Here is a 13,084-nt window from a genome sequence, read left to right on the forward strand (position 1 = left end):
GCCGGACCCCGCCTCGCCGGGCACGCCCGGGCGCAGGATGCCGGCGGGCTCGGCCGGGCCCAGCACGGTGGGCACTTGCGGCCGTCGGCCGAACGCCTGTTCCAGCAGGTCGAAGCGGTATTCGCCGGTCCGTGGCGACCAGTAGCCGGTGCCGCTGGCGTCGCCCCGGTCGGTGCGCAGCGCGTCCAGGCCGGGCGCGCCGGCCAGCCGCCAGGTCAGCCAGTCGTGCGGCAGGCAGACCGCCGCCGTCGCCGCCGCGTGCTCCGGCTCGTGCCGGGCCAGCCAGCGCAGCTTGGTGACGGTGAAGCTGGCCACCGGCACGCTGCCCACCGCGTCCGCCCAGGACCGCCGGCCCGCCGCACCGCCGCCGGCCTCCTCGACCAGCCCGGCGGCGGCCCCGGCGGACCGGGTGTCGTTCCACAGCAGGGCGGGCCGGACGACCCGGCCCGCCTCGTCCAGACAGACCATGCCGTGCTGCTGACCGGCGACGGAGACGGCCGCGACGTCGGCCAGACCGCCGGCGGCGTCGACGGCCGCCCGCAGGGCGTCCCACCAGGCCTGCGGGTCGACCTCGGTGCCGTCGGGGTGCGGCGCCCGGCCCTGCCGGACCAGCGCGCCGGTCTCCGCGTCCCGGACGACGACCTTGCAGGACTGGGTGGACGAGTCGACGCCCGCGACGAGCGGCATGGCGGCCCGCCTCAGCGCGCGCCGAGCAGGTGCTCGACGGCGAGCTGGTTGAGCCGGACGAAGCCGAAGCCCTTCGCCGCCGCCGCGTCGACGTCGAACTCCTCGAACGCGGCACGGTCGGCGAGCAGCTCGGCGTGGCCCTCCCCCGGGTTCAGCGTCGGGGTGCCCAGGTCGGCCACCTTGCTGGCGGCCAGCGCCTCGGCCACCTCCGGGTCCGCGCGGAAGGCCGCGGCCCGCTCCCTGAGCAGCAGGTACGTGCGCATGTTCGCCTCCGCCGACGCCCAGACCCCGGCCATGTCCTCGGTGCGCGAGGGCTTGTAGTCGAAGTGCCGGGGGCCGTCGTACGCGGGACCGCCGGCGGGGCCGCCGTGCTCCAGCAGGTCCACCAGGGCGAACGCGTTGAGCAGGTCGCCGTGGCCGAAGACGAGGTCCTGGTCGTACTTGACGCCGCGCTGGCCGTTGAGGTCAATGTGGAACAGCTTGCCCTGCCAGAGCGCCTGGGCGATGCCGTGAGCGAAGTTCAGCCCGGCCATCTGCTCGTGCCCCACCTCCGGGTTGAGCCCGACCAGCTCGGGGTGGGCCAGGGTGGAGATGAACGCCAGGGCGTGCCCGACGGTGGGCAGCAGGATGTCGCCGCGCGGCTCGTTCGGCTTGGGCTCGATGGCGAAGCGCAGGTCGTAGCCGCGGTCGAGCACGTACTGGCAGAGCAGGTCGACCGCCTCGCGGTAGCGGTCCAGCGCGGCCCGCACGTCCTTGGCCAGGTCGTACTCGGCGCCCTCCCGGCCGCCCCACATCACGAAGGTGCGGGCGCCCAGCTCGGCGGCGAGGTCGACGTTGCGCAGCACCTTGCGCAGCGCGTAGCGGCGGACGTCGCGGTCGTTGCTGGTGAAGCCGCCGTCCTTGAAGACGGGGTGGGTGAAGAGGTTGGTGGTGACCATCGGGACGACCAGGCCGGTCTCGTCGAGCGCCTTGCGGAACCGGGCGATGTGCTGGTCGCGGGTGGCGGCGTCGACGCCGAAGGGGACCAGGTCGTCGTCGTGGAACGTGATCCCGTACGCGCCGAGCCCGGCGAGCCGGTGGACGGCCTCGACCGGGTCCAGCTCGGGGCGGGTGGCGTCGCCGAACGGGTCGCGGGCCTGCCAGCCGACCGTCCAGAGGCCGAAGGAGAACTTGTCGGCGGGGGTGGGACGGGGTGCCATGGCAGACCTCCGGGGTGTCGTCCGCTATTTGTTCAGTGGTTGAATTATTTGACCGACGTGTGGCAGTGTCAAGGGGTGAGCCGACCCGACGCCCCGGCCGGGGCGGTGCGGCAGGGCAGCCTGCGCGAGTGGAACCTCGCCGTGGTGCTCGGCCGGATCGCCGCCGCCGACCACCCGCCGTCCCGGGCCGGGCTGGCCGCCGAGACCGGCCTGACCCGGGCCACCGTCTCGGCGGTGGTGGAGGACCTGGTCGCCGGGCGGCTGGTGACCGAGGCGGAGCCGACGCCGCGGACCGGCGCGGGACGACCCGCGCGGGGCCTGGTGCTGGCCGCCGACGGCCCGGCCGGGCTCGGCCTGGAGGTCAACGTCGACTACCTGGCCGCCTGTGTGGTCGACCTCGCCGGCCGGGTCCGGCATCACACCGTGCACCGCGCCGACCTGCGGCCGCTCACCCCCGCCGAGGCCCTGCGCCGGCTCGTCGAACTGGCCACCCGCGCCCGCGCCGAGGCCGCCCGCGAGGGCCTCACCCTGGCCGGCGCGGCCCTCGCGGTGCCCGGCCTGGTGGACGACGCCGGCCTGGTCCGCCTCGCGCCGAACCTCGGCTGGCGGGACGTGCCCGTCCCCGCCCTGCTCGCCGGGCACCCACCGCTGACCGCGAGCGTCGACGGGGTGCCGCCGCTGGTGGTCGAGAACGAGGCCAACCTCGCCGCGCTGGGCGAACTGCACGCCGGACCGGACGGTGCGGCCAGCTTCCTGCACATCTCCGGCGAGGTGGGCATCGGCGCCGGGATCGTGCTGGACGGGTCCCTGTTCCGGGGGGCCCGCGGCTGGAGCGGCGAGATCGGTCACATCCCCCTACACCCCGACGGGCCCGCGTGCCGCTGCGGTGGCCGGGGCTGCCTGGAGACGTACACCGGGCAGGAGGCGATCCTCGCGGCGGCCGGTCTGGCCGGCGCGGACCTCCCGGCGGACACCGCGACGACCCGGCTGGCCGAGCTCGCCGAGGGTGGCGAGCCCGCCGTGCTGCGGGCCCTGCACCATGCCGGGAGCGCCCTCGGCGTGGCGGTCGCCGGCGTGGTCAACCTGCTGGACCTGGACACCGTGGTGCTCGGCGGCGGATACGCCCCGCTGGCCGCCTGGCTGCGCCCGCCGGTGCTCACCGAGATCTCCCACCGGGTGCTCACCGCGGCCTGGTCGCCGGTCACCGTCCGCCCGGCGGTGCTGGGCGCCGAGGCCGCCGCCGTCGGCGCGGCCGGTTCGGTGGTACGCCGGATCCTCGCGCGACCCGCCGGCTGGCTCACCCACCGCGGCTGAACGGACCTTCCTCCGACGGGCGTCGGCGGAACCTGCTCGGTACGCTTGCCGGCAGGCAACGATCCCCACCCGAGGAGTGCACGACCAGCATGCGCACAGGCCGACGGACCGGGGCACCCGGCGACCGGCGGTGACCACCACCCGACAGGGCGGTGCCGCCGGGCCGGTCAGCGTCGGCGGGCAGGCCTCCCGCCCACACCCCCGACACTCCCCCGACACCGCGCTGCCGGCCGACTCCCGGCTCGCCCGGGAGCTGCTGGACGGGCTCGCCGAGGCGATCGTCACGACCGACCGGGCCGGGCTGGTGACCCTGGTCAACGCGATGGCGACGGAGCTGCTGCCCGAAATCGTCCCCGGCACGGAGCTGGCGGCCTGCGCCGTGCCGGCGCTCGCCCGCGCGGCGGCGTGCGGAGCTGGCGCCCTGGAGGTCGAACACCGTGGCCGCCGACTGCGGGGGGTGCGCCGCGACCTGGCCGGCGGCCGGTACGCCTGGTACGTGCGGGACGTCACCGAGGAGCACACCCGCGCCGACGCCCTGCTCGCCGAGCGTTCCCGGACGGCGTTCCTCGCCCAGGCCGGCAGCCACCTCGGGCTCTCGCTGCACCGCGACCAGACGCTGCGGACCGCGGCGACGCTCCCGGTCCCCTACCTCGCCGACCTGGCCCTGGTCGTCCACCTCCCACCTCCGCCGGTCCAGGACCGGCCGCACTGGCTCCGGTACGCCGAGGGCGACCCCGCACCGGTGGCCGGGGCGGCGCAGTGGACGCTCACCGCCTCGGTGCCCGGTCTCGCCGCGGCGCTCGACGGCAACCCCACGGATCCCGGCCCCTGGCCGGACGCGGAACCGGCCGACCTGGCCCCCGTCCTCCCGCCCGCCTTCGGCCGGCCCGGCACGGTGCTGGTCAGCCCGATGCTCAGCGCCGGCCGCCCCGCCGGCGCCCTGGTGCTGGTCCGCCGCGCCGGACGCGCCGACTTCGACCAGCGCGACGTCGAACTGGCCCGCGAGTTCGCCGCCCGGGCCGGGGCCGCCCTCGCCACCGCCGACCTCTACGGCGAGCAGGCCCACCTGGCCCGGGTGCTCCAGCAGAGCCTGCTCCCGCCCGACCTGCCGGCCGTGCCGGGCGTCACGGTGGCCGGCGGCTACCGCGCCGCCGGCGACCGCCTGCGCATCGGCGGCGACTTCTACGACGTGTTCCCCACCGACGGCGGCGCGCTCTTCGCCATCGGCGACGTCTGCGGCAAGGGGGTCGGGGCGGCCGTCCTCACCGGCCGCGTCCGCCAGTCCCTGCAGACCCTGCGGCTGGTCGAGCAGCGACCGCTGGAGCTGATCCGGCTGCTCAACCGCGCGCTCTTCGACGCCCCGGACGCGGCCCGGCGCAGCCAGTTCACGACCCTGCTGCTGGGCACGCTGGCCAGCGGTCCGGACGGCGGGGTGACGCTGCGGATCGCCGGCGGTGGGCACCCGTCGCCGCTGGTGCTGCGCGTCGACGGCACGGTCAACCCGGTCGCGGTCGGCGGGATGCCCGTGGGTGCCCTGGCCGCCGCCCGGTTCGCCCAGACCGACGTCCGGCTCGCCCCGGGCGAGCTGCTGCTCGCGTACACCGACGGGGTGACCGAGGCGCGCGGCGGCCCCCGGGACGTCGAGAAGTTCGGGGAGCGGCGGTTGCACCGGGCACTCGCCTCGGCGGCCGGGCTACCCCCGGCCGCGCTGGTCGACCGGTTGCTCCAACTCATCGACGAGTGGCTGCACGGTCAGGGCCACGACGACATCGCCATGCTGGCGGTGTGCGCGGCGGCCCGGGCGTGACCGGGGAACCACGCGGGTGGCCGCGAGGGGCGGGCGGCGGAGGGTTGGGGGGGCCGACCTCGCCCGACGTGCCGCCGGGTCAGGCCGTCCGGGCCACCGGCGCTCCGCCCGCCGACCACTCCTGGGCGGGTGGCTCGACCGGACGCTGCACCGGGTCTCCCCCGACCGACCAGGGCCCGGCCGGCTCGACGGACTGGACGGAGGCGTCGCGGCGGCGGGCCGCCTCGTCGAACTCGCGCATGCCCCGCAGCAGCGCCTGCCGGCCCTCCGGGGCCATGTCGGCGAGGATCGCGGCGAGCTGCTGCCGGCGGTCGTCGCGCAGCTCGGCGAGGAGCCGGCGGGCCTCCAGGGTGAGGTGCAGCGAGATCTCCCGCCGGTCGAACCGGCCGGGCTCGCGCTCCAGCATGCCCGCGGCCACCAGCCGGTCGCAGAGCCGGCTGGCGGAGGAGAGCAGCATGTCGAGCGTCGTGGCGAGCCGCCGGAGGTTGATCCCGTCGTGCTGCTCGACCACCATCACGGCACGCAACTGGGCGCCGGAGACCCGGCTGGTGGTGCGCTCCCGCGCCGCCTCCCAGACGGTCAGCAGGGCATCCGCCACCGCGTCCAGCTCGGCAGCCATACTCGTCTCTGGTCCATCAGGACCGTGCACTTCCGCCATGGTGGGCCCGAGACTACTCCGGATCCGCTGGTCTTGGGCTTGTGATCAAGGAGCGACGATGAGCGAACCGGTCAACCGGGCACGGCGTACCCTCAACCAGGCGCCCGCCGATCTCCTGGTCGACCGGATCGCCGACGTGTTGGCGGCGACCTACCGGATCACCCGGGTGGAGCTGCTCCAGGTCGACTACCGGCTGTCGACGCTGCTGCCGCTCACCGAGGGCGAGCCGATCACCGGCCCGGGCCACCCGGCCTGGCGCTGCTTCGACCACCAGACCCCGATCGTCACCGACGGCACGGGCTACCTGCCGGTGTCCATGCGCGGGGAACGCCGCGGCGTGCTGTGCCTCGCGCCGGTTCCGGACGACCCGGCCCTGCTCGACGACCTGGCGGAGATCGCCACGGCACTGGCCCACGAGATCTCCGCCGTCACCGCCGGCACCGACGTGTACCGCGCCGCCCGGCGTAGCCGGCGTCTCACGCTCGCCGCCGAGATGCAGTGGGAGATGCTGCCCGGCCGCAGCCGGATCCGACCCTCGTTCAGCCTGGCCGGCCAGCTGGAGCCGGCGTACGCGGTGCGCGGCGACAGTTTCGACTGGTCCGACGACGGTGACCGGGTCTGGCTGGCGACCATCAACGGGATGGGCGAGGGGGTCGCCGCCTCGATGCTCACGTCGCTGGCCACCCACGCCCTGCGCAACGCCCGCCGGGCCGGGCTGGGACTGGCCGACCAGGCGGCCCTGGCCGACCAGGCGATCTACGACCTGCACCGGGGCGACCAGCACCTCGCGACGCTGCTGATGCAGCTCGACCTGCGGTCGGGCAGGCTGACGGTGGTGGACGCCGGGTCGCCCCGCCTGGTGCTGGTCCGCGACGGGGAAGTGTCCGAGCAGACCCTGGAGGCGCAGTTCCCGCTCGGCATGTTCGAGGCGACCGACTACCGGGAGCAGCACTTCGAGCTGCGCCGGGGCGACCGGCTCTTCGTCGTCAGCGACGGTGTGATCGAAGCGACCGGGCAGGACGTCCGCTACGGGGAGACGGCGCTGGACCGGTTCCTGCGCCGGACCGGCCCGATGGAGCCGCTCGACGCCGTCCGCTCGCTGATCGGCGACCTGCGCGCGTTCGTCGCCGGTGACCTCGTGGACGACGCGGTGGTGGTCTGCCTGGACTGGACCGGCCCGCAGCCGTGACCGGCCGGCTCAGTACGCCCCGCGGCTGTTGAGCACCGCGCCGAAGGTCTTCCAGAGGATCGTCAGGTCGGCCGCCAGCGACCAGTTCTCCACGTAGTAGAGGTCGAGCCGGATGCCGTCCTCCCAGCTCAGATCCGACCGGCCGCTGACCTGCCAGAGCCCGGTCATGCCGGGCTTGACCAGCAGCCGTCGGGCGACGTCGCCGTCGTACCGGGCCACCTCGGAGGGCAGCGGCGGGCGGGGGCCGACCAGGCTCATCTGGCCGAGCAGGACATTGACCAGCTGGGGAAGCTCGTCGAGCGACCACTTGCGCAGCAGCCGGCCGACCCGGGTGACCCGCGGGTCGTCGCGCATCTTGAACATCAGACCGTCGGTCTCGTTGCGGGCGGTCAGCTCCGCGAGCAGGGCGTCCGCGTTCGCCACCATGGTGCGGAACTTGTAGACGCCGAACTCCTGGCCGCCCTGCCCGACCCGGGTCTGCCGGAACAGCACCGGCCCGCGGCTGTCGATCCGGATGGCCAGCGCGACGACCGCCAGCAGTGGCAGCAGCAGCGTCAGGGCCAGCGACGAGGCGGCCCGGTCGACGAAACCCTTGACCAGCTTGCGGGCCCCGCGGAACTCCGGGGCCTCGACGTGGATCAGCGGCAGGCCGGCGACCGGCCGGGTGTGGATGCGCGGACCGGCCACATCGGTCAGCGCCGGGGCCAGCACCAGGTCGACACCGGTGCCCTCCAGCTGCCAGCCCAGCCGGCGCAGCCGGGTCGCGGTCAGTTCGCCCGAGGCGGTGACCGCCACGGTGTCCGCGCCGATCGCGGTGGCCGCCTCGGGAATGCCCCGGAACGAGCCGACCACCGGCACGTCACCCAGCCGCTGCGCCACCGGAGCGAGCAGGGCGTCCGGGATGCACGCGCCGACCACCTGGTAGCCGGCGTACGGCTCCCGGCGCAGGGTGTGCACCAGCTCCAGGACGTGGGCGGTGTCGCCGACCACCAGCACCTTGCGCGACCAGCCGACGCCCTGCGACCGCGCCCGGTGCAGCCGCTTGCGGGCGGCGAACCGGGCCACCTCCAGGCCGATCGTGCCCACCGCGAACGAGATGCCGAGGAACCCGCGCGAGACGCCCACGTCGGCGATGTAACCGGCGATCGCGATGCCGCCGGCGAGGCGCAGGCTGGCGGCGCTGACCCTGCGGTACTCGTCGGCGCCGTAGCCGAGCACCCGGTCGTCGTAGCAGCGCAGCACCCGCAGCGAGACCAGCCAGGCGAGCACCAGCCCGGGGGCCACGAAGACGTACGGGACCTCCGAGCCGCCCGGTGCGTCGTCGCCGAAGCGGGCGACGTAGCCGACGAGCACGGCGAGGGTCAGGACGCTGGTGTCCAGCACCACCAGGGCGCGGACGTAGGCCCGCTCGTCGGTGCGGGTGGCCGGCCGGGACGACGGGCCACCGGACCTCGACGGCGTTCTGGCGGGGGTCAACAGCGTCGCTGAGGTCACCGGCCCTCCCACTTCGCTTGCCGACGGCCCCGCTCGCCGGCCGGCCCGTGATGCGGGCCGGCTCCGCCGGGGCACGATGACATCCTGCCCCGACAACTATGGTGGCCGATTGCTTCGGACGTATTGCCGTCACTTTTCCCGACGGACCTTGGATCGGAAAAGGGCTCGACGTACCGGTTCCGGCGGTACGTCGAGCCCCTCACCTCGAGCTGCGACTCAGGACGAGGCCTTACGCAGCGCGATCGCCTTGAGGAAGATGTCGCCGATCTTGGTCGGGTCCTCGGTGACGAAGGGACCGCCACCGGTGACGTCGGTGATCGCCTTCAGCTCCGCCTTGTCGACGTCGTTGCCGATACCGATGATCACGACCTGCACCGGCCGCTCCGGGTCCTTGATCTTCTTCAGCGCGGTGAGCAGCTGCTGCTGGGTGAGGCCGTCCTTGTCCTCGTTCTTGCCGTCGGTGAACAGCACGATCGAGTTGACCTGCCCGTTGACCCAGTCCTCCTGGACCGTCTTGTACGCGGCGAGCGTCGTGTCGTAGAGACCGGTGCTGCCGTCCGAGGAGCGGATCGTGCTCAGGCTCTGCTCCAGCCGGCTGCGCTGGCTGGACAGCGGGCCGATGTTGACCAGTTCCTGGTAGTCCCGCTTGCCGACCAGTTCGGTGGAGAACGTCCAGAGGCCGATCGACCAGGAGTCGTCGAAGAGGTTCAAGCCCCGGCGGGCCGCCTCCACGGTGACCTGCTGGCGGGTGGCGTTGTTGGCGTTCGGCACCTTCTCCTTCATCGATCCGGAGACGTCGATGACGGCGAGCATCCGGCCGGACTGGGTGGCGATCGACCAGCTGGAGATCGCCCGGTCCATCGACAGCGGGTCCAGCCCGCCGGTCGCCGCGGTGCCACCGTTCGCCGGCACGGCCGGGCTGCCGCCCGCCGGGCTGGGCGCGCCCTGCGGCGCGTTGAAACCCTGCCCCCAGTTGCCGTCCGGCGCCCGCAGCGCCTGCACCGCCAGCCGGTTGCGGAAGTCGGAGGTGGTGAGCACCTCGTAGAGCACCCGCGCCGCCGACGCCTTGGCCGGCTCGATGCCGGGCAGCACCGCGTACGGGTAGTCCAGCGGCGCCGGCGCCGGCTCCAGGTAGAGCGCCGCCAGCGGCACCGGCGGCTTCTTGCTGTTGTACTGGATGACGTCCTCTTCGGACAGCGCGGCGGCCCCCAGGCTGCTGGCGATCGTCGTGGCGTCCGGGGCGGTCGGGAACTTGGCCAGCAGGTCCTGGCGCAGCACCGAACTGCCGGTGGCCAGCGCCCGCAGCGCGGCGACCTTGTCCCGCTCGGCGGTCGCGCCGCCGCTGGCGCTGGCCGCGGCGGTGAGCGAGAGCAGCCCGGAGAGGCCGGCGGCGTCCCGGGTGGGCGCGACAATGCCGGTGCGCAGCGGCCTGGAGCTGTTGACCTGCCCGAGCAGCTCGGCCCAGCTGAACTTCCGCGCGGGCCAGCCCAGCCGGCTGGCGACCGGCTCCGGCATCGCCACGACCACCGGGCTGCGCGCGATGGACGCGCCGTTGCCCGGGGCGAACGCGGTGGCGCCGCCGGTCTTCAGCCGCAGCAGCCAGGTCGAGGAGTCGGGGACCCAGACGTCCGGGCTGACCGCCGTGCCGCTGGCCTGGCCGACGCCGGCCAGGGTGACGCCGTGCTTGGCGGCGACCGTGGCGGCCACCTCGGCCGGGTCGGAGGCCGAGACGGCGACCGCGATGCAGGTGCCACCGACGGCGGCGCCGTCCCGCACCCACTCGGCGGCGGCGGAGTCGACGGCGGGCGCGAGCTCGGAGGCCACCGCGACGGATAGCTCGATCCGCCCCGAGCAGTCTGGTTGAGCCAGCTGCTGATAGCCGAACCACCCACCTGCGGTGACGGCGAGTACGCCGACCGCCGCTGCGGCGGTGGCTGCGTGGATGCTGGAACTCATGCGATGGCGGCCTGCTGACACGCTGACCATCTTGCGTACCCGTGGGGGTGACTGCCACAACCGTTCGGACGAAAGTTACGCAGGAGATACAGTCGATCGCCATTTCGCGACAATGTGTGACCGACCCGACTCACGGTGTTGCCGATTTCGATGTGCGCCGCCGCCGTGTTGTCGGGCCGGGCCGACTTCAGGGCAGCACGCAGGTGGGGCTCGGCACCGGCACCGGCTCCCCGATCGGCGCCGGGACGCCGGTTGCCCGGTCCACCCGGAGGATCCGGACCATGTCGGCCCGCTCGTCGGCGACGTACAGGTGCTCCCCGGTCAGGGCGAAGTGCCGCGGCCACTCCCCGCCGGTGTCCACCTCGGCGACCAACTCCGGCAGCTCGCCGGTGACGGCGAAAACCGCGATCGTGCCGACCCCCCGGTTGGCGACGTAGAGGAAGCGCCCGTCGGGGGCGACCGCGATCTCCGACGGCTGGACGTGCCCGGGCCGTTCGCTGGCCTCCACCCGACCGCGCTGGTGCAGCGCGCCGTCGGCGGTCAGCTCGTAGGCGCCGACCGAGCCGTCCAGCTCCCCCGCCAGGAAGCAGCGCCGTCCGTCCGGGTGCCGGGCCAGGTGCCGCGGACCGGTCCCGGCGGCGGTGCGCACCCGGGGCGCCCGGGGCACCAGCCGCCCGGAGGCGGCGTCCAGGTCGTAGCGGTAGACGGAGTCGGTGCCCAGGTCGACGGCGAGCAGCGGCCCCCGGCCCGGGGCCGGGTTGACCATGTGGGCGTGCGCCCGCTCCTGGCGCTCCGGGTCGGGCCCGCGCCCCTCGTGCTCCACCAGGTCGCTGCGGTCGCCCGGCACACCCCGCGCATCGAGCGGGAACACCGCCACGCTGCCGCCGCCGTAGTTGGCCACGAAGAGGTGGCCGCCGTCCGGCGCGACCGCGAGGTGACAGGGCTCGGCGCCGCCGGTGGGGCGGGTGCCGAGCGGGGTCAGGTCGCCGTCCGGGGCGACCTGGAAGGCGCTGATCTCCCCGTCGGGCAGCTCGTTGACCGCGTACAGCACGGGCAGTCGCGGGTGCCGGGCGAGGAAGGAGGGCGACGGCGTGACGGCGACGGTACCGAGCGGCGTCAGCTCCCCGGTGTCGGGGTCACGCCGCGCCGCGACGATGCCGGTGCCGCGTCCGCCGCTGTGCGCCGTGTAGCCACCGATGTGGACGATCGCGCCCTGACGTGTCACCGGGTCCGCCCTCCGCTGAATTCCTCTGCCCGATCCAACCAGAGGCTTCCCGGAATGCCGCCGCGTTAGGCCCGAATTCCGCGCCGAATCGCGCCTCGGCCGGCGTGGGCGCCCGGCCGGGGCCGCCGGGCGCCGGCCTCAGGCCGCCGGCACCGGCTCGCCGCGCTGCCGTGCCACGTGCTCGACCAGGGCGATCAGGACCTCCTTGGCGGACTGCCGGTCCCGGGCGTCGCAGAGCACCAACGGCACGTCGGGGTCGAGGTCGAGGGCCTGGCGTACGGTCTCCAGGCTGAACCGGCGGGCGCCGTCGAAGCAGTTGACCCCCACCACGAACGGCACGCCCCGCTGCTCGAAGTAGTCGATCGACGGGAAGCAGTCGGCCAGCCGCCGGGTGTCGGCCAGCACCACCGCGCCGAGCGCCCCGAAGGCCAGCTCGTCCCAGAGGAACCAGAACCGGTCCTGGCCCGGGGTGCCGAAGAGGTAGACCTGCAGGTCCTCGTTGATCGTGATCCGACCGAAGTCCATCGCCACCGTGGTGGTCGTCTTCGTCTCGACGCCGGAGACGTCGTCGGTGCCGACCCCGGCCCCGGTGAGCACCTCCTCGGTCTGCAACGGCCGGACCTCGCTGAGCGCGCTGACCAGCGTGGTCTTGCCGGCGCCGAAGCCGCCGGCAATCAGGATCTTCAGCGCGAGCGGGATCCGGGAGCCGGATCCGGAACGGTCATAGCGCACGGAGTCCACTGACCACCGCCTTGAGGATGTCGTCGTCGGGCAGGTACGCGGCAGGCGGCGGCTGGTGCACGGCGACCAGGCCGAGGGCCAGCAGGTCGCCGAGGAGCACCCGGACCACGCCGACCGCGAGGTCCAGGTCGGCCGCCAGTTCCGCCACCGGGACCGGCCGGGCGGCCAGCTCCACCAGGCGCCGGTGCTCGGGGTGCAGCTCCGGGTGGGCCGCGGGGTCGGCGTGCGGCTCGGCCAGCACGTACGCGACCAGGTCGAAGCCTTCCACGGAGGACCGGACCCGGCCACCGGTGAGCGTGTAGGGCCGCACGACCGGGCCGGCGTCGTCGTCCAGCCACTCGTGCTGCGGCCCCGGGGACTCAGCCCGCATCGGCGGCTCCCGCCGTCGACCGGGCCGGGGCGCTCAGGTTCTCCCCCACCCGGGTGACCAGCATCGCCATCTCGTACGCCACCAGGCCGATGTCCGCGTCCGCCTCGCTGACCACGGCCAGGCAGGCGCCCTGCCCGGCCGAAGTGACGAAGAGGTACGCCGACTCCATCTCGACCACGGTCTGCCGGACCGGTCCGCCCGCCACGTGCCGGCTCGCGCCCCTGGCCAGGCTGGAGAGGCCGGAGGCCAGGGCGCACAGGTGCTCGGCGTCGGACCGGTCCAGACCGGCGGAGGAGCCGAGCAGCAGCCCGTCCGCCGAGAGCACCACAGCCTGGCGGGCGGGTGGCACCCGTCCCACCAACTCGTCGAGCAACCAGTCGAGATCGGCGCTCTGCCTCGTCGAATGCATCAGGCGTCCCTCTCAGTCGCGGTCACGGGTTCGAG

The 13,084-nt window shown here is 74.6% G+C and carries 12 protein-coding genes; 3 read left to right on the forward strand and 9 right to left on the reverse strand.

The features are described 5' to 3' along the window. Window positions 1-687, reverse strand: a 687-nt coding sequence (locus NCC78_RS16925) for an FGGY family carbohydrate kinase (protein WP_250795552.1), incomplete at its 3' end; no start/stop codon positions are given. An 11-nt stretch (window positions 688-698) separates the two neighbouring features. Next, window positions 699-1,886, reverse strand: coding sequence for a xylose isomerase (gene xylA / locus NCC78_RS16930; RefSeq protein WP_250795553.1), 1,188 nt, complete (start codon window positions 1,884-1,886; stop codon window positions 699-701). Window positions 1,887-1,961: 75 nt separating this feature from the next. On the opposite strand from xylA, the gene NCC78_RS16935 reads away from it, so the two are divergent. Both NCC78_RS16935 and NCC78_RS16940 read left to right on the forward strand, forming a co-directional pair. Further along, window positions 1,962-3,200 (forward strand): ROK family protein, encoded by a 1,239-nt coding sequence (locus tag NCC78_RS16935; protein WP_250795554.1) that lies wholly within the window; start codon window positions 1,962-1,964, stop codon window positions 3,198-3,200. Between the two features lie 130 nt (window positions 3,201-3,330). After that, window positions 3,331-5,007, forward strand: coding sequence for a PP2C family protein-serine/threonine phosphatase (locus tag NCC78_RS16940; RefSeq protein WP_250795555.1), 1,677 nt, complete (start codon window positions 3,331-3,333; stop codon window positions 5,005-5,007). A gap of 79 nt (window positions 5,008-5,086) precedes the next feature. On the opposite strand, the gene NCC78_RS16945 is transcribed toward NCC78_RS16940, so the two are convergent. After that, the gene (locus tag NCC78_RS16945; RefSeq protein ID WP_250795557.1) at window positions 5,087-5,626 is read right to left on the reverse strand and encodes a MarR family winged helix-turn-helix transcriptional regulator; all 540 of its coding nucleotides are present in this window, start codon (window positions 5,624-5,626) and stop codon (window positions 5,087-5,089) included. A 97-nt stretch (window positions 5,627-5,723) separates the two neighbouring features. On the opposite strand from NCC78_RS16945, the gene NCC78_RS16950 reads away from it, so the two are divergent. Then, the gene (locus NCC78_RS16950) at window positions 5,724-6,854 is read left to right on the forward strand and encodes a PP2C family protein-serine/threonine phosphatase (protein WP_250795558.1); all 1,131 of its coding nucleotides are present in this window, start codon (window positions 5,724-5,726) and stop codon (window positions 6,852-6,854) included. Window positions 6,855-6,863: 9 nt separating this feature from the next. Here the strand turns inward: NCC78_RS16950 and NCC78_RS16955 are convergent, their stop codons facing one another. From NCC78_RS16955 to NCC78_RS16980, 6 genes are all read right to left on the reverse strand, one after another. Continuing rightward, window positions 6,864-8,348 (reverse strand): sugar transferase, encoded by a 1,485-nt coding sequence (locus NCC78_RS16955; RefSeq protein WP_250795560.1) that lies wholly within the window; start codon window positions 8,346-8,348, stop codon window positions 6,864-6,866. A 216-nt stretch (window positions 8,349-8,564) separates the two neighbouring features. Continuing rightward, window positions 8,565-10,325: a VWA domain-containing protein gene (locus NCC78_RS16960; protein WP_250795561.1), complete on the reverse strand. Its 1,761-nt coding sequence runs from the start codon at window positions 10,323-10,325 to the stop codon at window positions 8,565-8,567. Between the two features lie 166 nt (window positions 10,326-10,491). Continuing rightward, window positions 10,492-11,529, reverse strand: coding sequence for a lactonase family protein (locus NCC78_RS16965; RefSeq protein WP_250795562.1), 1,038 nt, complete (start codon window positions 11,527-11,529; stop codon window positions 10,492-10,494). Window positions 11,530-11,667: 138 nt separating this feature from the next. Next, window positions 11,668-12,270, reverse strand: a complete 603-nt coding sequence (locus NCC78_RS16970) for a GTP-binding protein (RefSeq protein WP_250795563.1) — start codon at window positions 12,268-12,270, stop codon at window positions 11,668-11,670. Then, window positions 12,251-12,640, reverse strand: a complete 390-nt coding sequence (locus tag NCC78_RS16975) for a DUF742 domain-containing protein (protein WP_250795564.1) — start codon at window positions 12,638-12,640, stop codon at window positions 12,251-12,253. The genes NCC78_RS16970 and NCC78_RS16975 overlap by 20 nt, the downstream gene beginning before the upstream one ends. Further along, entirely contained in the window at window positions 12,630-13,049 is a 420-nt protein-coding gene (locus NCC78_RS16980) for a roadblock/LC7 domain-containing protein (protein WP_250795565.1), read from the reverse strand. Before NCC78_RS16980 ends, NCC78_RS16975 begins: the two co-directional genes overlap by 11 nt. Between the last annotated feature and the right edge of the window lie 35 nt (window positions 13,050-13,084).

Source organism: Micromonospora phytophila, assembly GCF_023656545.1.
Classification (GTDB): domain Bacteria; phylum Actinomycetota; class Actinomycetes; order Mycobacteriales; family Micromonosporaceae; genus Micromonospora; species Micromonospora phytophila.

Coding starts and splice junctions, on each gene's coding strand:
- xylA (WP_250795553.1), bottom strand. CDS start 1,886: ATGGCACCCCGTCCCACCCCCGCCGACAAGTTCTCCTTCGGCCTCTGG.
- NCC78_RS16945 (WP_250795557.1), bottom strand. CDS start 5,626: ATGGCTGCCGAGCTGGACGCGGTGGCGGATGCCCTGCTGACCGTCTGG.
- NCC78_RS16950 (WP_250795558.1), top strand. CDS start 5,724: ATGAGCGAACCGGTCAACCGGGCACGGCGTACCCTCAACCAGGCGCCC.
- NCC78_RS16975 (WP_250795564.1), bottom strand. CDS start 12,640: ATGCGGGCTGAGTCCCCGGGGCCGCAGCACGAGTGGCTGGACGACGAC.
- NCC78_RS16980 (WP_250795565.1), bottom strand. CDS start 13,049: ATGCATTCGACGAGGCAGAGCGCCGATCTCGACTGGTTGCTCGACGAG.